At 59.3% G+C, this 21,340-nt stretch carries 15 protein-coding genes and 1 tRNA gene; 9 read left to right on the forward strand and 7 right to left on the reverse strand.

What is annotated here, in order from left to right:
* Nucleotides 1–963 precede the first annotated feature (963 nt).
* Nucleotides 964–7,092, reverse strand: a complete 6,129-nt coding sequence (locus tag NUW51_RS02590) for a DUF3320 domain-containing protein (protein ID WP_265562478.1) — start codon at nucleotides 7,090–7,092, stop codon at nucleotides 964–966.
* Nucleotides 7,093–7,696: 604 nt separating this feature from the next.
* Between NUW51_RS02590 and NUW51_RS02595 the strand changes: the two genes are divergently transcribed.
* The 7 genes from NUW51_RS02595 (at nucleotide 7,697) to NUW51_RS02625 (ending at nucleotide 14,491) form a co-directional block, all read left to right on the forward strand.
* Nucleotides 7,697–8,233, forward strand: coding sequence for a hypothetical protein (locus NUW51_RS02595; RefSeq protein WP_265562480.1), 537 nt, complete (start codon nucleotides 7,697–7,699; stop codon nucleotides 8,231–8,233).
* A gap of 2 nt (nucleotides 8,234–8,235) precedes the next feature.
* Nucleotides 8,236–8,823 (forward strand): hypothetical protein, encoded by a 588-nt coding sequence (locus NUW51_RS02600; RefSeq protein WP_265562482.1) that lies wholly within the window; start codon nucleotides 8,236–8,238, stop codon nucleotides 8,821–8,823.
* Between the two features lie 119 nt (nucleotides 8,824–8,942).
* The gene (locus tag NUW51_RS02605; RefSeq protein WP_265562484.1) at nucleotides 8,943–10,325 is read left to right on the forward strand and encodes a hypothetical protein; all 1,383 of its coding nucleotides are present in this window, start codon (nucleotides 8,943–8,945) and stop codon (nucleotides 10,323–10,325) included.
* A gap of 351 nt (nucleotides 10,326–10,676) precedes the next feature.
* A complete protein-coding gene (locus NUW51_RS02610) occupies nucleotides 10,677–12,431 on the forward strand; it encodes a hypothetical protein (RefSeq protein WP_265562486.1) in 1,755 nt (584 codons plus the stop codon).
* Between the two features lie 67 nt (nucleotides 12,432–12,498).
* Nucleotides 12,499–12,894, forward strand: a complete 396-nt coding sequence (locus NUW51_RS02615) for a MerR family transcriptional regulator (RefSeq protein ID WP_265562488.1) — start codon at nucleotides 12,499–12,501, stop codon at nucleotides 12,892–12,894.
* Nucleotides 12,887–14,137: a tyrosine-type recombinase/integrase gene (locus NUW51_RS02620; RefSeq protein WP_265562490.1), complete on the forward strand. Its 1,251-nt coding sequence runs from the start codon at nucleotides 12,887–12,889 to the stop codon at nucleotides 14,135–14,137. Before NUW51_RS02615 ends, NUW51_RS02620 begins: the two co-directional genes overlap by 8 nt.
* A 78-nt stretch (nucleotides 14,138–14,215) precedes the next feature.
* A complete protein-coding gene (locus tag NUW51_RS02625; protein ID WP_265562492.1) occupies nucleotides 14,216–14,491 on the forward strand; it encodes a hypothetical protein in 276 nt (91 codons plus the stop codon).
* A gap of 456 nt (nucleotides 14,492–14,947) precedes the next feature.
* Here NUW51_RS02625 and NUW51_RS02630 read toward each other — a convergent pair whose 3' ends face one another.
* Nucleotides 14,948–15,295, reverse strand: a complete 348-nt coding sequence (locus NUW51_RS02630) for a hypothetical protein (RefSeq protein WP_265562494.1) — start codon at nucleotides 15,293–15,295, stop codon at nucleotides 14,948–14,950.
* Nucleotides 15,296–15,372: 77 nt separating this feature from the next.
* Between NUW51_RS02630 and NUW51_RS02635 the strand changes: the two genes are divergently transcribed.
* Nucleotides 15,373–15,756 carry a thermonuclease family protein gene (locus tag NUW51_RS02635; RefSeq protein ID WP_265562495.1) on the forward strand — a complete coding sequence of 128 codons (384 nt, stop codon included), beginning with the start codon at nucleotides 15,373–15,375 and terminating at the stop codon, nucleotides 15,754–15,756.
* 15 nt (nucleotides 15,757–15,771) lie between these two features.
* Nucleotides 15,772–16,353, forward strand: a complete 582-nt coding sequence (locus NUW51_RS02640; RefSeq protein ID WP_265562497.1) for a hypothetical protein — start codon at nucleotides 15,772–15,774, stop codon at nucleotides 16,351–16,353.
* 229 nt (nucleotides 16,354–16,582) lie between these two features.
* On the opposite strand, the gene NUW51_RS02645 is transcribed toward NUW51_RS02640, so the two are convergent.
* The 5 genes from NUW51_RS02645 to mreC form a co-directional block, all read right to left on the reverse strand.
* Nucleotides 16,583–16,658 (reverse strand) — tRNA-Lys (locus NUW51_RS02645).
* A 145-nt stretch (nucleotides 16,659–16,803) separates the two neighbouring features.
* Complete coding sequence (rodA, locus tag NUW51_RS02650; RefSeq protein WP_265562500.1) at nucleotides 16,804–17,931, reverse strand: rod shape-determining protein RodA; 1,128 nt, start codon at nucleotides 17,929–17,931, stop codon at nucleotides 16,804–16,806.
* Nucleotides 17,928–19,862 carry a penicillin-binding protein 2 gene (gene mrdA, locus NUW51_RS02655; protein ID WP_265562502.1) on the reverse strand — a complete coding sequence of 645 codons (1,935 nt, stop codon included), beginning with the start codon at nucleotides 19,860–19,862 and terminating at the stop codon, nucleotides 17,928–17,930. Before mrdA ends, rodA begins: the two co-directional genes overlap by 4 nt.
* An 11-nt stretch (nucleotides 19,863–19,873) precedes the next feature.
* Nucleotides 19,874–20,413 (reverse strand): rod shape-determining protein MreD, encoded by a 540-nt coding sequence (gene mreD / locus NUW51_RS02660; protein WP_265562504.1) that lies wholly within the window; start codon nucleotides 20,411–20,413, stop codon nucleotides 19,874–19,876.
* On the reverse strand, nucleotides 20,413–21,324 hold the full coding sequence (mreC, locus tag NUW51_RS02665; protein ID WP_265562506.1) for a rod shape-determining protein MreC: 912 nt from the start codon (nucleotides 21,322–21,324) through the stop codon (nucleotides 20,413–20,415). The genes mreD and mreC overlap by 1 nt, the downstream gene beginning before the upstream one ends.
* Between the last annotated feature and the right edge of the window lie 16 nt (nucleotides 21,325–21,340).

Genomic DNA, 21,340 nt, shown 5'->3' on the forward strand with positions numbered 1-21,340 from the left:
TAGGGGTCTTGGCGGATAAAGTCGGCGAACGTCGCCTCTTTGCTCATTTGATCTACGACCAATGCTGCTCCGGTGCATTGGCCGAGTGGCAGCTGGTCATGGACTGGACGCGTGCATCGAAGACCGAGCTGCGCGCAAAGTGAGGAAAGTGCGACTGCGTCTGACAGCACCGCCATTTACTTCACGCACGAATCTCTCTCGGCGACGCCCTAGCGGAAGTCCGCGGACTTGGGCGCTTTTTCGAACAGATCTGGGAGTAACCGCAGCGTCTTTGCGATACCTGTGGGGATAATGCGGCCGAATTGCGCCGGCGCGTCTCCTTCAGTGATGCATTCGGTACCGTTTCCTGCGGAACAGGGAAAAACGCGCATAAGAACAGGAAAAACAGGCCGCTCCGCCGGCGTCCGCTGGAGCGGACTGGAGATTTTTCAGAGTTTTCCGCCGATCGCCATGTCAGGAAGCCCTCCGCCTGTTATTTGGAAGAACAGGGGTCGGATTTGGCATTATCAGGGCATTTGTTCGGCATGATCAGGTGTTTTTGGCTCAAAACAGGAAGAAGCTAGAGTTCCGCCACCATCCTGCGCTGAGCACCCCATTCTAGGGAAGGTGGGGTGCGGATTAGCGCCTCAAGCGTGAGTTTCGGTGACTGCCTGCCATCGAGAATTTCCTGCTGGATGTCGGGTGCCAAGAAGGCGAGGCGCAAAATCCGTCGGTCATAGCGTCCGGCTGGAAGAGCCTTTAGCACAGGCGCACAAGCAAAATGACACCGAAAGAGAAACAGGTAAAATTCTAGAAATACCCACGTGGCTCCTTAGGAACAGCTATGGCATCAGATCACCACATGAGCCTGATGTCCGCAATGGGGTCGTTAGCGGACATTAGGAATGATGCGGGCTCGAGCGGCTGATTTCTCGGGAACCGCCTCCAAGAACGGACAGTCGGCTATCGGCCCAAAACGCGACATCAAATCCTCAAAGCGCCCTCGATCCGTCGCCTTGATGGAGCCCGCAAACGAGAAAAGCCGTATGCCTCTGCAATAGCCTTTGCGGGATCGTCTTCATCCCCATAATAGCGCCCTGCCACTCGTAGTTCCGCGTCCGGGATTTCCTCAATCGGCCGCTTTTCATCGTCGTCGGTTGGAATGCGCCAGGTTGAGAGCTGCCCCTCATCACTTTCTCGTGCCCAAATAACCTCCGCACCACTGGCTTCTGTCGTGAGATGAGCGACTGATTTTGCGATCTTCCGGATGCGAGCCATGATTTGACCGCCCGTGCGCATAAATCCGTGCGCGCGCGCGATACGGGTCGACAGCGACGAAAGCTGAATTGGGGCCTCTACCTCAACAATGGCAGAGATCATCCCTTTCAAGACCGGTGTATAGAGAACATCATGAAAACGATCGGGCTCCAGCTGGTCGGTAAATGATACGAGGTCTGCCCGGCGATACTCCGTTCGAACGGCTTCTGAGGGGCTCGATTGAAACTCTGATTCACGGCGAGCGAATAGCGCGTCGTCGTTTAAGGTTGTTTCGACATTTTCTCCTGCGCTTTCCTCACGGCTTGCTGTCGTGACTGGCTCATCCGAACGCTCTTCGGGATCATCTGCATTCTCGGTTTCAACCAAGGCGCTATCTGTTGCATCTGAGTATTGACGCCCATTTAGTTCACTCGCGGCGATCTCACCTTCTCGACCCAGCTCAAGAAGGTCCATGAGTCTTTCGTGAACGCGCTCTATTGCCTTGTCTGCATCAATCCAGAAATCGGTCGACCAGATCCTCAAGATCCTCCATCCCAATCCCTCAAGTACAGCCTGTCGAACCTTGTCTCGGTCGCGGGCCGTCAACGCGCTGTGATACATAGCCCCATCGCATTCGATTCCAGCCAAGAAGTCCCCGGGTCGATCGGGGTGCACAACCCCCAGGTCGATGCGGTAGCTCGAAACACCAATCTGAGGACGGGTGATCCAGCCGCGTTTCTCCAGCATCGCTTTCACAGCATCTTCAAACGGCGATTCTGTCGCTCCGACCGAGCCCTGATGTGCTTCAGCGAGCGCACGCGGACCTTTATCGGCATATTCGATGAAGTGCTTCAGATCACGAATAGCGGTGGCACTTGTACGGCTCAGATCGATCATACTGGCGTCGAAGCTAGTGAAGAGGATCATTTCCTGCCGAGCTCGTGTGATTGCAACGTTCAGGCGTCGTTCGCCGCCATCACGGTTGAGCGGTCCGAAGTTCATCGACATTGACTGCGCCTCGGGCTCGATCGGACCAAAGGTCACGCCAAGAATGATAATGTCGCGCTCGTCACCTTGGACAGTCTCCAGATTTTTTACGAAAATCGGCTCTTCGAGGTCATCCGAAAAGTGGGCGTCCAACGCCGCGTTGCGAGACCGCTCGGTTTCGAGCAGATCCAGAATGAGTTCCTGCTGCTGGCTGTTAAGCGTTACGACACCGAGTGTCTTCGCCCCCGGCTTCACGCCAGAAAGCTGAGATTTTACTTCCTCGACGATGGCCTTGGCCTCGATCGCGTTGGTCTGACCGCGGCCCTTGGCGTAAATGCCGTCAACCCGACGCCACGATACCGCACTTGCGCGAGTCTCGGGTGCGGGGAAAGTGACGAGATTATTGCCGTAGTAGCGCGAGTTACTGAAGGCTATCAGGCTGTCGTGGCGGCTCCGATAGTGCCAGTTCAAGCTCCTCGGCGGTATTCCGGCTCCTTGGCATTCTTCCAGAATACTATCGAGATCCCCGAGATCGTCATCGATCGCAACGGCTGTGCCCTTTGTGAAGAAGTTGGTAGGCGGCATTTGCTTGTCGTCACCGGCCAATACTAGTTGTCGGCCGCGCGCGATAGAGCCGACGGCGTCCCAGGGCGTAATCTGCGAGGCTTCATCGAAAATGACGATATCGAAAAGCGCCTGATCGGCCGGTAGGTACTGCGCGATGCTCAGGGGGCTCATCAGCATGCATGGTGCCAGCTTGGTAAAATCCTCTCCCATCTCTTCCGCCAGCTGGCGTACCGCCTTATGCCTCCGTTTCTTCGCAATCTCATGCTTGAGAATGCCGAAACCGGATTTCCGAGCGACGTCGCCTGGTTCAGGCAAATTCGAGCAAAGCCGTGCCCGAACGATCTTCGACGTCAGGTCCTGAACGGCGTCTGTCTGCGCTCTAAATCTGTCGATGGCATCTTCATGGATCCGGGCATTGAATTGGCGTAGCAGTGGCTCACCATCGATCGCCCACGTTGCGAACCATTTCGCGTAAGCTGTTTCGAACAGCGGCACTGCCACGCCTTCAGGCAAGCCACCTTCAATCAGCTCGACCAACTGCCCCAGACCACTGCTTTCAGCTTCGCGCTTTGCCTTATTCCAATGGCAAATGCTCTGCAGCGCCCGAGAATTCGAACCGATCGCCTCGAGAATGCTGTCAACATCCGAAAAGGACCGATCGGCTAACGACGTTCCGCCGATTTCTAGGAATCGCTGTTCCGACGCCGACCAGTTTTGGATCGCTTCGCGAAAGTCGCCAATGATATGTGAGAGATGGCTGCCCTCATGCAGCAAGTCATTGGCATCAACGATCAGTTTTCGAAGCTGCGTATTCCATCTGGAAAGGTCGTCTGCATTTGATGCGCTGCGCTGAATGGTTTTTTTGGCAATGCGCGCTAGATCCGCCATCCGGAACAGTTCGCTCGGGTCGCTATTGAGACCGACCGAAATTGAGGCCTTCGCAAGCTTTGCGCCAAATACCTCCAGCCCCGCGCGCTTCGTTCTCAGTCGTTCAAGGATCGGGAGATCTTTTCCCGGGTCCGGCCTTGCAGAGGTTTTCCCTGCGGCGCCGAGCTCGCGGATGATTTTCCTTTTGGCCAGGTCCTCAAAAAACCAAAACCTCTCGCCAGCCTCACCCCACGATCTGGAGAAAGCCGCCGTATCGATGTCGCCTTCGGCTTCAAGGCCATACTCTGTGCTCAGCTCAGCTCGAAGGTCCCGATAGTCTTGCAGGCCCGTTGCATAAGCGTTGATCGCCTCGATGATCTCCCGGCTGTTGGGTTCGAACGCAAACTTCAAGTCGGCGCCCGCCATCGAACCGATATCGGAGATCACCTCCTTTGCATCGGCCGCCTCTGCGAAGCATTCAATGGCGAACGGTAGACCACTCGCCTTGCAGAATTGGGGCACGATTTTCGATAGCTCTCTGTTGGCTTTCGTTAATTCTTTCGCGACCGCAACCAAGCTGGCTTGAGCGACATTACTCCATTCGGTCAGCTCGACATTCTCGATCACCAACGGATCGACTGCTCTCAGGTCCTGAAAAGTAAGCTCAAGCATCCTAACGGATTGCTTGAAAGCCTCGACCTCGTGTTGAGAATGCTCTGTCGATGCTGGCCATTCCAGAGCAGGGACCAGCTCATCGTCGTCGCGGATTGAACGCCAGACCGCGTCATGCACGGTCATTCCGTTGGAATATTGCTTATGAAGGGCGCCCGCGACCACGTTAAGCTGATCGCGAAGTTGCTCAAGTCGTTGGGTTTCGTTCGACCATTCCTCAGGCGACAAAGCGCCTCGCGCGTTCCAAGCTTCGTCCAACTGGCGAATGACTTCGCTCTTCGCGCTTTTATGCGAGTGAAGTTCGAGGCAAAACTCCCCTAGTCCAATCGCCTCGAGGCGCCGATAGACAACGTCGAGCGCGGCGCGCTTTTCCGAGACGAAAAGGACTCGTTTGCCCAGCGCGAGATTATGCGCAATCATGTTCGCAATCGTCTGGGACTTGCCCGTACCCGGGGGGCCGTCGAGAACAAAGTCGTAGCCTTGCCCCGATGCGACGACGGCCGCGAGCTGCGACGAGTCTGCGGGTAGAGGCGCGAAGAGGTTTTCAGGGCGAACGGCTTTGTCCAAAACCTTGGCTTCGACCATTGGCTCGCGATCCGGACTTAGCGTGGAAGCGAAGCTTTGCGACCCACCTTCAATCAGATGCCGGACGACGCGGTTTTGTTTCAATTGCTCCGCTCGGTCTCGCAAGTCCTTCCACATAAGATATTTGGAGAAGGAGAAGATACCGAGAACGATATCGTTTCTGACTTCGAAGCCCGAAGAGTCTTTGATCTTTTGCCGAACGTGGTTCCAAACGCCATGAACATCGATCCCGCTGTCATCGGAGGGCAGCTCTCTGTCCAGACCGGGAAGCTCTAGAGCGAAATCCTCCTTCAAAAGCTCGACCAGCGTCATGTTGAAGCGCGCGTCATCGCTATGGGCGCAAAGTTTCATATCTGCCCGTGCGCTGCGACGCTTTAGGCTGACGGGAAGAAGGATGAGGGGCGCGCGATAGGTTTTCTGCTCGCTCGGGTCTTTCTTCCATTCAAGAAAACCCATGGCGAGGTACAGCGTATTTGCCCCACCCTCTTCAAGGTCAGACTTCGCAGCGCGATAGAGTTTGATCAGAGCAGCATCGAGTTTCTTCTTGTCGAGCTCACTGTAGATTTCACCTCTTTCGAGCCCCTGTCGCGCATGCTCGATAAGAAGGTCTTCCTTACTGCGTTGACGATGTAGTTCGACATCGCGCCCGCCGATTTCCAGATCTGGCACTGGCCGGATTTTGATGTCCTTCCCATCAGCCAACAGGTCTTCAAGGCGCCCGGGATCGGGGCAGACGAGCTCGAGTACCGAGCCTTGCTTCGGAAGATTCAGAAGGCGATTGCGAGCAGTCAGGTCGAGGAGTTTTCGCTGCCATTCTATGATTTTGTCGGTGGCTGCGTCCGCTTCCTCAGCCCCGCCGTCAGCGAGGTCAAATGATTTGGGGAGCGAGCGGGGGGCCAGATCCAGAGCATGCGACCGCTTGCTAACGCTCTCCGAATCATCAGGCTTTTCGGAGAACACGGAAAGCGGTCGTAGCTTCTGCATACGGCCGCGATGAATATCGATAAGCGTGAAAAAGTCTGGGGACGTGATTGCCTCGATTTGGCGGCGGGCCTCGGCAACCGCGTCGCTGAAGCACGCGGGAGGATTGTCGGCGACCAAGGTCGTTTCGAAAACAATCACCTCGTCTAGCTCAATTCGGTTGCGCACGCTTCCCGCGCTATCGGTGACGAGATCGGCGAATTCAGTGGGCTGGAGCCACAGCCCTGCAAAGGCATGACCCTTCGTAAGCACGATCAGCGGATGGAGACCCGCCTGTTCTAGCGCAGACGTGAAAAGGAGCGCAGTGTCGAGACAGGTCGCGAGCCGTCCGCGCATCACCGAGCCAGGCGTGCGTACCTTCTGGCCCTGCTCCTCGAAACTCGCGGGGGGAACCGCATAGCTCAGCTCGAGATCGCATACGGCAGTCCAGATAGCTGATGCGAGTTCGTAGATGCGCCGGCGATCACCGGACTTATACCCGTCGATCGATCCATCTTTGCCAGCTCGGCGCAGGATTTCCGAGGCGGACTTGAGAAGGCGATCAATCGACGGATCATTCGGCATCGAGAACGCCGCCAGGAGTTCGGGCATTGCAGTTGCCCCGCCCCACTCATCATAGGCCAGAAGCTCAACCGGGAACTTCTCCTGGGCGACCTGCTCACCATCTTCATCGGTGAGTTCCAATATGAGCTGTCCTCGCTCACTTTCGCTTAGACCGCGGGTATAGGAACCGTTTATCTCGACGCGGCGATCGTTGATGTGAAGCGTATCGTTCGGCCCGATGCGATCGATTTTCCATTCGCGCTTTTCTAGGAAGTCCGGTTCCGATCGAAGGGAAAGCCTAAGATTCTCGAGTGTGACGTCTTGATCGTTCGTCAGAGCGATGGACCTTAGGGGAGGCACAGAATTCTGGTGCGAAACAAACCCAATCTTTTCTGCCACGTCGGCGGCTATTGAAACCGAGCATTGCACGCTGTCGCTCTTGATTTCAGGAGTTGTTTGAACTTCGTCGGGCGTCGAACCAATTTTCAATGCCGCTAGACGCGCCTCGACCTCGCCTCTGAGAGCTCTCGCAGACTTGGAATCACGCCTCTTAAGCTCAAAGGAAATCAGGTCGAGTTCCGCAGCATTATCGGACAGCTCATTCGCCATCCGCGATAAATCTGCATTGGACTTGTTCATAAGCGGACGCGACATTTTCACCTCGTGAGACGAATACAAGTATAACCGCGCCGCGAATCGAAAATTCGCGGTCGGTCGATCGCATGTAACTTCAGAGACTCCCCCCGATCGCCGATAACGATGCGCAAAGAGTCAGCCGTAGTAGATGTCATACTTCCCCCGGTTCGGCACCAGTATCAAAGTCGGAATGCAAACCTACGTCAAGGCAAGCGATCGGAGAGCGACGCTCCTTCTAGAGGCCTCCCACTCCCCCGGCGAAGGTCCGTCAGCGCAGATGCAGCACACCCGAGCGTAAGAAATATAAGTCGTCGGAGAATTGGTGAAGAAGCCGAAATGGCCTCCTTTGCCCTAAAATTTCTGCCAGGTTGAGGATTCGGTTGTTAGCCGACAGTGGCGGCCGAACGTATTCGGAGGCTAGTTTCCAATCCCCCCGCCGAAAGAGGATGATCCGCTGTCGGCGCAAAGTCGGCCGATCCATGAGATTGTCAATTCAACGGGAAGCGGTCGGCCTTGCGGCCTCAAATCGAGGGAAGGACTCACGTAGCTGAGCCAATTGAATGAAAATATGCACTCGCGGCCAATGGCTTGGCTGTCGCGAGCAAGAAGAAGGAACTTGCAAATGCAAGCCCAAGCCGATTTCGTCGCCCGTCTCGCCCTCGACCCGATCCCCGAACCGCGCGCCAAGGTGAAGTGGCTGATGTATGCCACGACAATGCTCGTCGACGGTCACGTCGACCTCGAACCACAGCACTGGTTTCCTTATCTCGAGAATAGCTTCTTCCTCGGAGAAGCGAACCTCGTGATCATCGGAACGGGCTGTCAGCGCCCTCTAGTGCTGCGCGAAGCGATGGCGGTCGCTGCAGCGGTCACTGGCGACCTCCTCATCGTCAGATCACATGAAGGGCCCCGACAGGCGTCGTTTGACGTCAAGGTCATCGGAGATGATCGCCTGTTCTGCGCGTACCAGCTGTGGATCCCGCGGCCGACCGGCACGGCGTGGCTCATCCCGACGGTCGGGGAGGGGCCCTGCATCCGTCTCGAACAGTCTGGGCTCAGGGTCGAGCAGGAACCGCCCTATCTCGACTGGGCCGATCGCTGGCGAGGGATCGAGCACGGCGCTGAGTTTCTCAGCGTGGCCGTTCAGGGGTGGTTCTAAGCATGGGCACGAAGACCAAGCCCGCCGCTTCGTTCGACGAGCCGATCGAACTCGCAGTATTCTGGAAAGGAAAACCGGAAGACGCCTTCACCTACGCCCGCTTCTACTGGCCTCCCGGGTCAGGAGAGCGGGAGAGCCTCGCTCCACGCTTTATCGCCAAGCGCCGCCCTGGCGCGAAGGAGGGCGATGTCGACACCGCTGCGCGTGTGGAGGTGTTACTGCCCGAGGACGCGCCGGAGGAATATCTCGACCCCGACTTCCTCGTCCGCAACTACGACGCGCAGGCGGCTGCCGATGAGGGAACGGTGCTCGTTCAGGTCACGATGCGGTTCCCCGAAGCCTTCAATCTACACGGCCCCTACGAGCGTTGTAGGCGCTGGTTGTGGAAGCACTACGTCGAGAAGCGGCGGCTTCCGATCATGGTCGTGCTCCATGCCCCGCACCTCAAGGGAAGTTCAAACCCGCCTCATGTCCACGCGCTGGTGCTGGCGCGATCGCTTGGTCGATTTGGCTGGGGTGAGAAGGATCTGAAGCTCGGCACTGATCGCGATCGAAAGGCCTCTGTCTCATCGTGGGATAATTTTCTGTGAATTGCATTGCCTGACTTAAGCCGATCGAGGGTTCGGCCTCCGTAATCATACGGAATTGCCGAATTCTCGATTGCGCATCATGAATCTCCTCAGACTTTCAGAGTATAGAGGAGTATTTAATGCCAACCAAAGGAACACGTGGGCGAACGCAATGGAATTATAGGGGGTTCACTCTGTCAAAGGGCTTTCGCCCAGAAGCGGTAGAGCAGGCTTTCAGCGAAACCTTCCGAAATTATCGATATGGCTCGTCAGGAAAGAGAGCTGCTCATGAGCAACTCTTCGACGTCCGCATCGATGACTTGGCGAAGGTGCCGTTGGGTGCCTTCGAAAAACGCCCTTCTGTAGCGCCGACTTACGTGATCCCGGCTCAGGAGGAGCATCTCGGCGATTACTGCCGGCACTTGCTCGATGCCGGGGGCGATCGGGACTATATCGAACTGCTCACGCCAAGTTTCTCGTTGTCAGAGCACGTGGAAGAACTCTGGGAGATTCGGAGCCTCAGCCTGGAAATCTATCGTGAGATCGTACGCGGCCGCTTCTGGAAGGCGGTCGAACTCTGGTTCGCGCTGCCGGATAATGCGCGACCGGGGCAGTCGCAGTTTGAGAAGGTGGTTAGCCGCCAACTCCTTCTTTTCTGCGCTTTTGAACTCCAGCTGGCTGCCTGCGCCATTCGTGCGAGTTTCGAAGCGCCCCTAGGTGAGCTATTCTCCTCCACGCAGAAGGAGGTCAAGGAAGGGACCATCCGCCGCGAAAGTTCATCAGCGGAGGACATCCTTAAAGTTGTCTCATCTGCCTTTGATCCGACTGCCGGTCATAGTGATAAGATTGAGATCAAAGGAATACCTAGGGCGCTCCGCCAGAAAGCGAAGAAAATCGCGGAATCGATGAGCGATGAAGAACTGAAATCTGCGAATTTCCAGCTCGGCAAATACGTGCCCCGTCTTTCTGACTGCTGGAGCCACGCGCCCGGCGAGGAGTACCAATCCTCTGGTAAGCTTAACGCCCACTTTTTCGCTGGTTGGACTGGCGGCATCAACCATGTCGAAGGCTTGGCGATCACGGTAATCCGCTTTGTGCAGGCCGAGCAACACGTCGCCGATATGGTCGCTACTGCATTCGAAGCCGTTTTGAACGACGAGCCTGCAGAGCGCCTAGGGCCGCTGCCGTCCCTTGGTGCTGATGGTCTCAGTGACGAGCAGAAAAACCGCGCGTTTGAGATTCTGCATCACGTTCGGCGCGTGCACCTCCGTGATACCCGCTGGCGCTCTCGCACCACCTCCGCTGACCTTCGTCGCTTCGGAAAGGACGCGGATTATGAGGCTCGGCATTTCGACCTTCAGGATCGCGCGGGGCTGGCTCCAATGAGAAAAGCAACAAAGCGCCTCATGGCATGGGGTCAACGTTATCGCCCCGGCTCCTCTGATTGGAAGGCCGAACATGGCGTCTATTGGACCTTAGATGTGCTTCCCGAAGAACGATTGTCCCGGCCAACCCGCACATAGTTGCGGGGTAAGTGGCGGGCTTCCTGCCCACCTTTGATCCAACCCGAAAGCGATCGCGATCAGACGCCCGATGACGGGCCGTCCTCGCGATCGCTTTCGGAGGTTGATCATGAAACACCCTGTCAATTCGCATCGGCTAGAGCCTCATCCACAAGCTCGTTTTCAGGCGCCTCATCGAGGCGCCCGCCGGCCCGCAGGAGCGGGCCGGGAGTGCCCCCGCATGGGGGCAATTGGCTGCGCCAATAAAACTGTAGTGACCGACTACAGGATCATTGGTCCCGGCGTTGCCACCCATGATCCCGTCGGTTGGGGCGATCCCCAAGCCCCCTTGTCCGAACAGGGCCGCTCGTCATGAGCGGACCACAGTTCGTGCACATGGAAACCTACGCAATGTCGGTTTCCAGCCTTCGCCAAAAGCGCGAGATCGCGATGGCTAAGGAAGGCAAAGTCAAATTCGATCGCAGGCTCAATGTGGAGGAAATCTGCCACGAGGCCGCCCGTACGCCGGGCTCTCATCCGCATGTCGATGAACCCTTGGAACCGCGCCTGTTATTCGGGGTCGATCCGGTCGAGGTCCCTGATATCATCCAGTCCCGTCTCGACGAGCATAAGGTGCGTCAGCGCGAACGTCGACGCGCGCTGCCAAGAGGCCAACGGCGAGGGGTCGCATCAGCGCTCCGAAAGGATGCGCAGGTGCTCGTGGCCATGGTCGCATCATACCCTGTGCCTTGGGTAGAGGAAAAGAACGGAGAACTCGTCGCGAACTTCCAGTCCGAGGAAGAAAAGGCGCTCCTCCAAAAATGGAACGAGCTGACTATCGCGTGGGGCCATCAGCAGTGCCGTGAGCTCGGTTTAGAGCTCGTTAGCGTGGTCGAGCATTTCGACGAGGGGCATCCGCATCTCCATCTTCTTGCCGTCGCTGCCGGCGAAAACCCTGATGTGAGGTCGTGTCATCCGGGACGGCTCGCCAAGGACGCCGTCGAGCGAAACGAGGGCGAAACAGACAGGGAGCATCGGGCGCGAGGAGATCGCGCATACAAGGATGCGATGCAGGCTTTCCAGCAGCGCTATTACGATGATGTGTCGCAAGAAGTCGGTCTTCTTCGACATGGCCCGAAGCGCTTTCGGTTGGGACATAACGAGTACAAGGAATATAGGCAGGCACAGAAGGCCGCCGCGGCTGCGAAACTGAAAAGAGACCAGGCAGAGGCTGGGCTGGCTCAGGCGCAGGTGGAGCGGAAGAGGCTCGAGAGGCGATTGGCGGACGTGAAGATCGACTTGGAGATTGTCTCTGAGGGGCTAGCTGCAAAAAGAGAAGAGAAGGGTCAGCAGGAAAGACTCAGGCAGCAACTGCTTTCATCGGTGAGCCGGCTTCAGGGAATTCTTGAGGAAGACGGGCGAATGCGGGATCGGATGATCCAAGAACTCGATGAGCTTAAGGAAGCGCGAGAAATCGAGGAACGCTCCCGGGACGAGGCAGAGGCTGAGAAGGAGCGGGCGCTTGCGGAAATCCAGAGTGAGCGGGCTCGGCTCCACTGTGAGCGGGAAAGCGTGGAACTCGAAAAGAAGAAACTCGATCGAGAGAAGCGTAGAGTCGCCAGCATCTTCGAAGGATTGAGGGCCTATGCGGCCAAAACTCTCAAATATGTCGAGAAGGAGGGCGGGGAAGCGGCCCTCGTTTACGAGGGTAAGGACGCGGGTGCTCAGAAGCGGCTTGATGCGGTGGCGTCTGATCTGCGTCCGATCATTGGTGAAATCCACAATGGGCTGATGGCGCAAGTCACGAAAGCCATTCGCCGCGTAAGAAGGGCCATGGGGGTCGCACTTAAAGCATGGGGCCAGGGCATGCTTTCCGTCGATAAAAGCCAAGCCGATGGGCCGAGACTGGTTGTCGGGAATAGTGCCGAGGCCAAGGCACTAACCGATCAGATCAAGCCCTATACTACCGAGGCTGCCACCGTGGTCGCAGCACTCCCCGATCCCGGGAAGCTTGTCGAAATATATGACCGAATGGCGGCTGTGAAGAACATCCTGACAGAAGCGGAATACCGTCAATACGTGCAACTCAACGATGCCATTCAACAGAGTAGTCACAAAGGTCGGTAGCAGCTCGAAGTCTTAGTAGCGGGGTAAGTGGCGAGACAATTGGCCCCGGGGCGGTAGCCAGGAGGCCATGACGCAACTGCCGCTCTTCGATGTCCAACCCGAACTCACCGCCCGAGGCGCATGCCCGGGCGGTGGGCAAGGGGAGGGGATGAAGTCCGAGGACGATGTACAATCGTCTGAGGAAAAAGAGATGAGCGAAGGGCTCAGCGCCACCATCACGACGGCGCATGACGTTCCGCACTATGTCACTGCGTGGCCCATGGGGCTCACCTACGACCAGGCGCTCGCTTACACATCCGCATCGCCATCGCAGATGCGGCGCTGGCAGCAAGATGGTCGGGTGGTCTTTCACCGTGTCGGTCGTAACGGCCGACGGGTCGCCTATCGACCTCATCTCGATGCGCTTTTGGAAGAACGCTTCAAAGGCGCCACCAGGATCGAAGAGGATTTCGATTTTGGCTAAGCTGAACGCGCCTCGCTATTTCCGCGTCAAGCAGACCAAGAATGGGCCTGCCTATTATTGGGAGCCGCCTTACTGGGCTCGTAAGGGTGCCGTGCGGCATGGTGTCGCATGCCCAGTCGTCGCCACCGCGCTGGGTCGCGACCTAGCGGCTGCATTCGAGAAGGCCGAGCGGCTGAACCAAGCGCTCGACGAATGGCGAAACGGTGAGGCCAAGACCGACCTCTTTCCTGGCACCGTAGCATGGCTATTCCGATGGTATCAGCAATCCGAATGGTTTCTCAAACTCGCCCCTAAGACGAAGTCTGATTACCGAAAGCTGATGAAGGCCATCGCCGACACGCCCATGAAGCGCGGCGTGTTCGGGGAGCGCAACGCCGGCAGCGTCACGGCAACGGCTGCGGACAACCTCTATAAGATCTTCAAGGAGAGGGGGCGGCGGCAGGCTACCTACGCCATGACGGTATGCCGTGCGATCTGGAACCGGGCGAACCGCTACCCCGAGACCACTGGCATTGCTGATGGTTCAAACCCCTTCAAGGGCATGGCGCTCGATCATCGAGTCAAAAAGGGCAACCTCGCGGCGACGCGAGAGCAATACGATCGATATCGAGCTGCGGCGAAGGAGCTCGGCTTCCAGTCGATGGCCGCCGCCGCTGCGCTTGCCTTCGAGCTCGTGCAGCGCGCCTCCGACTGCTTCGGTTTCGAGGATCCAGAAGACCCAGATGGAAATGAAGTTGAGCCTGAAGAGCGCGGGATCCGCTGGGTGGATTACCAGGCCGAGGAATGGATCCTGGTTCGTCAACACAAAACGGGCAAGCTGATCGACATTCCGCTCACAGACTTCAGCGGCTCGGATCGAATGCGCCTATATCCGGAGCTTGAGAGCGAACTGAAGATCGTTGCCGACGCTGCTCCAACCAAAGACGGCCTGATCATTCTCGAGGAGCGAAACGGGCAGCCGTACAAGCCCCGGAGGATGAGCACCGTTCACCGTCGCATCTGTGAGCATGCCGGCCTTCCCAAGAGCCTGACATTCACGAGCTTCCGGCACGGTGGCGCTACCGAGCTAGGGAACGCCGGCGAGGTCGATATCCGGTCGATCAGTGGCCACAGCCAGGTCAGCACGACGCTTCTCTACAACAAAACGAACCCGGAGAAAGCGCGGCGACTGGCTCGCAGCCGGCGCGCTCACATCGAGCGCATTGCCGGCGCGAGCGAATCCTCGGGAGGCAGCGATGGGTGACTGGTGGACCTGTGGATTGGCGCGGGGGCCTCCGCCGCGCCCTCCCGCCAACATTGTCCAATCTTGAAAGGAAATCCTATGTACGACCCGAAAATGGTGAAGCCGCAGCTTGCTGCTCGAATGATGTCTCTCGCCCGTGAGGCGGCTGCGGCCGGCATGTCGATCGGCTCAACAACGGAACAGATCGTTGGGGCGCTGCTCAACGATCGCGCCGATTGGCTGCCCCCTGATTATCCGTTGCCGCTGGAGGCAATCATGCGACTGCATAGTGGCGGATCAGACTGGTGGCATACAATGCTCTACGTCTACGAGCGCGGCTGGAAGTCAGTCGAGATGCACGAGGAGCGGCTGTAGTAGTCTAGGGGCGCGCTCCCGAGAAGGAGTGCGCCCCAGCTAGTTGCCGGGACACGACTTCAATGGGATAGGTCGATGCAACGGACGAGAGTTGAGCAGACAGCCCAGGCTTGACCGTTGAGGGCGGTCGACAACACACTCCACCTAATGTCCGCGTGGCTTGCCGATCGGCGGCAGGATGGTCGTAGCAGCATCGCGAGCGCCGCAACGCTGACAGCGCATCCGTCGCTCAAGCGCACACAGGCTACCTGTGCCCCCGTAACGGGCCATCTCGAAGCCGTCTACCGTCCGCGCAGCACCGCAGCTCCGGCACTCGATCTTTAAACCCGCGCCGAATCGGACAAGGTCTGCGACTGTCCTGACATGCTTGGTCGACATGGGAAGGAACTTGCGCTGCCACCACGGAACATTGCAAGAACACGGGATGGCTTTTTCTGTGGATAATTATCCGCCTCATTAGCAGGCGAGGATCTCAGCCTGCGTGTTGGCCTCGCGCATGCACTCGTAAAAAGCATCGTCTATCGAAGACGAGTAGCTTGTCGTGGAATTAAAGGCCTCGCCCTGATTAAGCAGCCATGCCGCGAAGCCGAGTGCGCCGACGATCGACAAGCCGCCGGCCCATTGCATATTGGCGAGCCCTGGAATTGACTCCACTTCGATCTCAGTCTGGCCGCCGTCCTCGTAAACGATCTCCTTAACTGCGCCACGAAGCGGATCCTCTTTCCACCGCGCTGCAAGACCCAGCAATTCGATACCCTTAATGAATAGATAGAGGCACCCCAGCCAACCGATAATCTGCAACATGATTTTTCCCCCTTGAACGCGAACCAGATATTGCCGCAGGTTAAGCAGAGGCTGGCTGTTGCTGGCAAGGAGTGATGATGAGTATTGCTTTGTTTGCCGCCGCCATGGTCTGTCACGACCCGCGCGTCGTGGATGGCGACACGATCCGCTGCCGCGATCAAGGTCTCGTCCGCATGCTTGCCATCGATGCGCCCGATCGCACCAGCTCCCGCCCGTGCAGGCAGGGTCGCTCCCACTATGTATGCGACGATGCGGCCGCGCGCGCATCGACCCAGAGCCTCGACCGAATGCTTGTCGGCCGGGTCACTATTCATCCCGTCACGCGAGATCGCTACGGACGAATGGTCGCGAGGGTCGAGGCCAATGGTCGCGACCTCAGCTGTGCGCAAATTGTCGCGGGCCATGCCCGCTACGTTGAACGGTTCGACAATAGCGGCCTGATCGCCGCGCGATGCTTTTAAGTAGTAGGGGGCCTTATGCTAGTTGGGATCGGTATAGTCATCGTCGGCATCATCATTGCCGTCATCATCAGTTCGAACATGGACGCCAACGAGAAGATTGAGTCGGACACGAATGCGCTTGCGACATTGCCGGATTTCAGTGCCAGCTTGGTTCATCACGCTGTCACGGGCTCGAAAAACTCGTTAGCGCTGTCGGTGGATCAGCAGAAGTTCGCCATACTCCCTTGCGAAGGCGAGCCGCGAGTGTTCGATTTTGATCAGCTTGTTGCTGTCGAAGTCGAGCAAAACGGTTCGACATTGACCAAGACTAATCGGGGTAGCCAAGCAGCAGGGGCAGCGATAGGCGGCGCCCTTCTCGGACCCGCAGGCCTCATTGTGGGCGGTCTTAGTGGCTCGTCTCGCCAAGTCGAAAAGGTAAGCAGCTTGGCCTTGAAGATCTACACGAACGACCTCATGAAGCCGGTCTACACCGTGAGCTTCATTGATCTCGGTACCGCGAGCCTCGACGCAAACAACGCTCTGCTGAAAGAGCACTATCAGAACCTCGATGAATGGTATGGCCGGTTCCGCACAATTCTGGCGATGCGGCCCGCATAGCCGAACATTCGAGCCAAGCCGTCCCCGCGCCGCCTCCCGTACTGCTTCGCGCTGGCGAGCTTAGCAAGCATCGAGGACAGCCAACACCGCCCGACAGATTCATTCTACATCGTGCCCGTCAGGCAACCACAATTAGTGCCCTGACGGACTATGAGGGATTTTGTCGGAATGACCGCGGCTGAAATGTCGGAACGGAGCTTCCGCGTCGGCGCTAAGTCATTGAGAAAAATGGTGGACGCACTAGGGCTCGAACCTAGGACCCGCTGATTAAGAGTCAGCTGCTCTACCAACTGAGCTATGCGTCCACACTTTTCGAAATGCATCGCGGAGCCAAAAGCTCCGTCCGGTGCGGTGAGGGGCGTCTAGTCGGCATCGGCACGGAATGCAACAGGAAAAATCTCGCTTCGCATTCTTGCTTGCGAACGACTGGTAGCGCTGATTCGAGCGGCCTTAGCTGTTGAGTCCGCCGCGCCGCGCGCGGGCGGCGCTCTTGGCCTGCCGGTCGAAGGCGATGAGGAGGCCGATCATGAGCATGATGGTCATCACCGCCGAGCCGCCGAAACTGACAAGCGGGAGCGGAATGCCGACCACGGGCGCGAGCCCCATCACCATCATCAGGTTGATGCAAACATAGAAGAAAATCGTCATGGTCAGGCCGGCGGCGGCAAGCTGGGCGAACCGCCCCTTGGCGCGGCGTGCGACACGCATGCCCCACAGGATGACCCCTGCGAAGGCGAGGATCAGTACGACCCCCCCGACAAGACCCCATTCTTCGACGATGGCCGAGAAAGCGAAGTCGGTGTGGCCTTCGGGGAGATATTGGAGGTGGCTTTGCGAGCCGTTCATATAGCCCTTGCCCCACAATCCGCCCGACCCGATCGCGATTTTCGATTGGGTGAGGTTGTAGCCGGCACCCAGCGGATCGGCCTCGGGCTCGAGGAAGATGAGGATGCGGCGCTGCTGATAGGGTTCGAGGAACTGGATGGCGATGGGGATGACCGCGGCCATGGCGGCGAGGCCCCCGGCGAAATACCACCATGGAAGGCCAGCGAGAAACATGACCATCACGCCGCCAAAGGCGAGCGCGAGCGCGGTGCCGAGGTCGGGCTGGATGAGGGTGAGGCCCACGGGAAGCCCGATGAGGATCGCGGCGGGCCAGATGGCGCGCCACTTGCGGATGTCACCCGTCGGCAGGAGTTCGTAGAAGCGGGCGAGCATGAGGACGATGACGGGCTTCATGAATTCCGATGGCTGGAGTTTCATGAACCCGAGGTCGATCCAGCGCTGCGCGCCCATGCCGACATGGCCCGCCACCTCGACGAGGACCAGCAGACCAAGGACGGTAACGTAACCGATCGGGGTCAGCAGCTTGACCCAGCTTTCGGGGACGTAGCTGATCCCGAGCGCGACCAAGAGCAGCGCAAAGAAGATGACGCCTTGGCGCAGCGCCCAGGGCTGCACCGAACCGCCGGCGGCCGAATAGAGGTGGGCTATGCCGAAACACCCGATCAGGAGGACGAGCGTGATGAGCGTCCATGGCAGCCTCGCCAGCGGCTGGGGGATCATGGAGAGCATCATGCGGTCGACCCCGCGGCGCGCGCGGCGGCGTTGGATTCGGCGATTTCGCGGACGCGGCGCTGGAAGGCGGCTTCGCGCTCGGCGAGCGAGCCGCCGAACTGCTCCTGTTCGTAGGCGGCGAGGCGCTCCATCGCTTTTTGCTGGTCGAACAGGAAGGTCATGACGTCGCGCGCGACCGGGGTCGCGGCGCCCGAGGTGCCGCCATGTTCGATCGAGACGCACATCGCATAGCGCGGATTGTCATAGGGCGCATAACAGACGAAATGGCCGTGATCCTTATATTTCCACGGTACGTTCTTGCCGTCGCCATATTGGAGCCCGCGCACCTGGCTGGTGCCGGTCTTCCCCGCGACCTCCACGCCCTCGACGGGAATGCGCGCGGTGCCCGCCGTGCCGGCGTCGTTGACGACCTTCCACATCGCCTCGCGGCTGACGGCGAGATGCTCGGCAGGAATATCGAGCAGGGCGGCCGGCTCGTCATGTTTGCCCAACAGGCGTGGCAGGACGGCGCGGCCCGACGCCATGCGCGCGGTATGCACCGCCAGCTGCAGCGGGTTGAGAATGACATAGCCCTGCCCGATCGAGGCGTTGAGGCTGTCGGCGGCGGTCCAGCGCTGGTCGTATTTGCTGAGCTTCCATTCGCTGTCGGGAATGGTGCCATAGCTCTGGCTGACGAGTGGCAGGTCATATTTCATGCCGAGCGTGAGCTTGCGCGCCATGTCGGCGACGACGTCATAGCCGACCCGATGCGCCATGGCGTAGAAGTAGGCGTTGCAGCTCTTCATCACCGCATCGCGCATGTTCATTGAACCATGACGCTTGAGGCAGCGGAAGAAGCGGCTGCCGAGCTGATAACCGCCGTTGCAATAGACGCGCTCGCCGGGGTCGACGCCCGCCGCTTGGAAGGCGAGCGTATTCATCGGTTTGAGGGTCGAGCCCGGCGGGTAGAGCGAGTTGACGGTCTTGTTGACGAGCGGGCGGCGCTCATTCTCGCTGAGCAGCTTCCATTCGGTCTGGCCGATGCCGTCGGAGAAACTGTTGGGGTCGTAGGCGGGCATGCTCGCCATGCACAGGATGTCGCCCGTGAGAACGTCGACGACGACGACCGCACCGCTTTCGAGGCCGAGGCGGCGGGCGGCATATTCCTGCAGGTCGACGTCGATCGACAGCTGGACCGTGTTGCCCGAACTGTCGGGCTTGGGTTCGAGTTCGCGCACCAGCTTGCCGCGCGCGGTCAGTTCGACGCGCTGGCCGCCGGGCTGTCCGCGCAACTGCTGCTCGAGGACCTCTTCCAAGCCTTCCTTGCCGATCTTGAAGCCGGGGGTGACGAGCAGCGGGTTCTTGTCCTCGGCGACATATTCCTCGCGGTTGGCGATGCCGACATAGCCGATGAGGTGGCCGACCGCGCTGCCGGCCGGATAATAGCGCGAGAAGCCGCGCTGGGGCAGCACGCCTTCGAGATCGGGAAGGCGCACCGTCACGGCGGCATAATTCTCGTAAGGCACGTTCTCGGCGAGTTGGACCGGCTGGTACCCCGACTTGGTGGTCAGCTCGCTGCTGATGCGATCGACTTGCTCGGAGTCGAGATCGAGCAGGCTGGCAGCCTGCTTCAGCGTGACCTCCAAGCGGCCCTCGGGAACCTGGTCGGCGACCATGTCGACACGAAAGTCTGACCGGTTGATGGCGATCGGCTTGCCGTTGCGGTCGATGATCCAGCCGCGCCGTGGGGGCACGATAATCATCTGGACGCGATTGTCCTCGGCCATCGTCTGATAATATTGGTTCTGGCTGATCGAGAGATAGCCCAAGCGTGCAATCAGTGCCCCGCCGAAGAGGGTCTGGATGCCGCCGATGAGCAACGAGCGGCGGCCAAATGCGTCGTCGCGCTGGGCCTCGGTGAACCGGGCAGGTTTCTTGGGCGGCTTTGCCATCGTCTCGTCGCTTATACCCCAGTCTTGCGCAATCGGTAACGATCGAGCAGCGCCACCAGTTCGGCGATGAGCGGAAAGGCGAGGATGGTGATGACGATCGGCGGCCATAGTGCCGCAAGCGGCATTGCCGCGCCCTGAATGGCCGCCACCCACCATTGGATGAATTCGGCGGCGAGGACGAGCAGCGCTGCGAGCAGCCATTCGGTCAGCCAGTTACGCCCCATCTTGCGCGCGTCGACCACGTCGATGGCGAGCAGCGCAAGGCAGAAAGTGACGACCGACAGGCCGATGGGGTGCATCGACAGGAGATCGTTGATGAGGCCCAGCGGGATCGCCCACCAGTTGGGAAAGGGGTCGGAGCGGTGCATCCGCCAGGCAAGCAGGACGAGGAAGCCCGCATCGGGCCACCAGCCTTTGAGACTGACGATCGGCAGCATGGCGACGAGCAGGCTGGCGATGGCGATGCTCGCGGCGGGAACCCATTCGGCGAAGGGACGCGGGCCCTGGTCGAAGCCCGCGGGCCGGGGGCGGGGCTTGGCGCGGCGCGCCATTATTGCGCGACGTCCGGCGCGACCGCACCCTCGGCCTCGTCGAGCGGTGCCTCATAGGGGGCCAAGGCGGCGGGTTCGAACGGCGACATGACGATGGCGATGCTCGACTGGGCGGGGGTGGCCATCGGGACGGCAACCGCGCCGTCATCGTCGAGCCGCACGACGCGGGCCACGGGGACGCGCGGGGGGTAGAGGCCGCCAGTCCCCGAGGTGACGATGATGTCGCCCGGCTCGAACGGATTTCGCCCCACCTCGAGCGGCCTCAAGTCGACATTGCCGTCACCAAGGCCGCGCGAGATGATCGGCTCGCCCGAGCGCAGGATCCGCGCCGGCACGATGGCGGATCGGTCCGAGATGAGAAGGATGCGGCTCGAATAGCTGCCGGAAGCGACGACGCGGCCGATCAGACCGTCGGGACTGCGCACCGGCATGCCATTGCGCACGCCATTCGAACGGCCCGCCGACAGAACGGCGAAGCGGCGCACGCTGTCGTGCGAGGAGCCGATGATGCGGCCGGTGGCGACGGTGTCGACGGTGCGCTCGCGCAATTCGAGCGCGGCCTTCAGCTGTTCGTTCTCGCGTTCGAGCGCCATTGCGGCGAGCGCCTGGCGGCGTAGCCGGTCGCGCTGTTCCTTCAAGGTGGCATTCTGGTTGGCGGCGTCCCAATAATTGCCCGCGCCGGTGAAGATGCCGCCCACCGTGGCGCCGATCGAGGCCAGTCCTTCGGCAGCGGGGCGGGTCGCATCGGTGGCAGCGCCGCGCAACCCGTCGAAGGTGCGCGGCGCGACCACCGAAATGGCGAGCAGCACGAAGCCTAGCGCCAGCCCCGCGGCAAGCGCCACGAAGCTGAAAAACAGGCTATATTGTGCGCGCCGCGACCATCCGGGGCGACGGAACTTGCTCGCCGCCATATCAGAAACGCCCCCC

Origin of the sequence: Sphingomicrobium arenosum, from assembly GCF_026157085.1 — a bacterium.
Taxonomy (GTDB): Bacteria; Pseudomonadota; Alphaproteobacteria; order Sphingomonadales; family Sphingomonadaceae; genus Sphingomicrobium; species Sphingomicrobium arenosum.

What these genes read in the sequence shown, in the direction of transcription:
- NUW51_RS02590 (WP_265562478.1), bottom strand. Translation starts at nt 7,092, where the DNA reads ATGTCGCGTCCGCTTATGAACAAGTCCAATGCAGATTTATCGCGGATG.
- NUW51_RS02640 (WP_265562497.1), top strand. Translation starts at nt 15,772, where the DNA reads ATGCTAGTTGGGATCGGTATAGTCATCGTCGGCATCATCATTGCCGTC.
- NUW51_RS02630 (WP_265562494.1), bottom strand. Translation starts at nt 15,295, where the DNA reads ATGTTGCAGATTATCGGTTGGCTGGGGTGCCTCTATCTATTCATTAAG.
- NUW51_RS02625 (WP_265562492.1), top strand. Translation starts at nt 14,216, where the DNA reads ATGTACGACCCGAAAATGGTGAAGCCGCAGCTTGCTGCTCGAATGATG.
- mreD (WP_265562504.1), bottom strand. Translation starts at nt 20,413, where the DNA reads ATGGCGCGCCGCGCCAAGCCCCGCCCCCGGCCCGCGGGCTTCGACCAG.
- mrdA (WP_265562502.1), bottom strand. Translation starts at nt 19,862, where the DNA reads ATGGCAAAGCCGCCCAAGAAACCTGCCCGGTTCACCGAGGCCCAGCGC.
- rodA (WP_265562500.1), bottom strand. Translation starts at nt 17,931, where the DNA reads ATGATGCTCTCCATGATCCCCCAGCCGCTGGCGAGGCTGCCATGGACG.
- NUW51_RS02610 (WP_265562486.1), top strand. Translation starts at nt 10,677, where the DNA reads ATGAGCGGACCACAGTTCGTGCACATGGAAACCTACGCAATGTCGGTT.
- mreC (WP_265562506.1), bottom strand. Translation starts at nt 21,324, where the DNA reads ATGGCGGCGAGCAAGTTCCGTCGCCCCGGATGGTCGCGGCGCGCACAA.
- NUW51_RS02605 (WP_265562484.1), top strand. Translation starts at nt 8,943, where the DNA reads ATGCCAACCAAAGGAACACGTGGGCGAACGCAATGGAATTATAGGGGG.
- NUW51_RS02615 (WP_265562488.1), top strand. Translation starts at nt 12,499, where the DNA reads ATGACGCAACTGCCGCTCTTCGATGTCCAACCCGAACTCACCGCCCGA.
- NUW51_RS02595 (WP_265562480.1), top strand. Translation starts at nt 7,697, where the DNA reads ATGCAAGCCCAAGCCGATTTCGTCGCCCGTCTCGCCCTCGACCCGATC.
- NUW51_RS02600 (WP_265562482.1), top strand. Translation starts at nt 8,236, where the DNA reads ATGGGCACGAAGACCAAGCCCGCCGCTTCGTTCGACGAGCCGATCGAA.
- NUW51_RS02635 (WP_265562495.1), top strand. Translation starts at nt 15,373, where the DNA reads ATGAGTATTGCTTTGTTTGCCGCCGCCATGGTCTGTCACGACCCGCGC.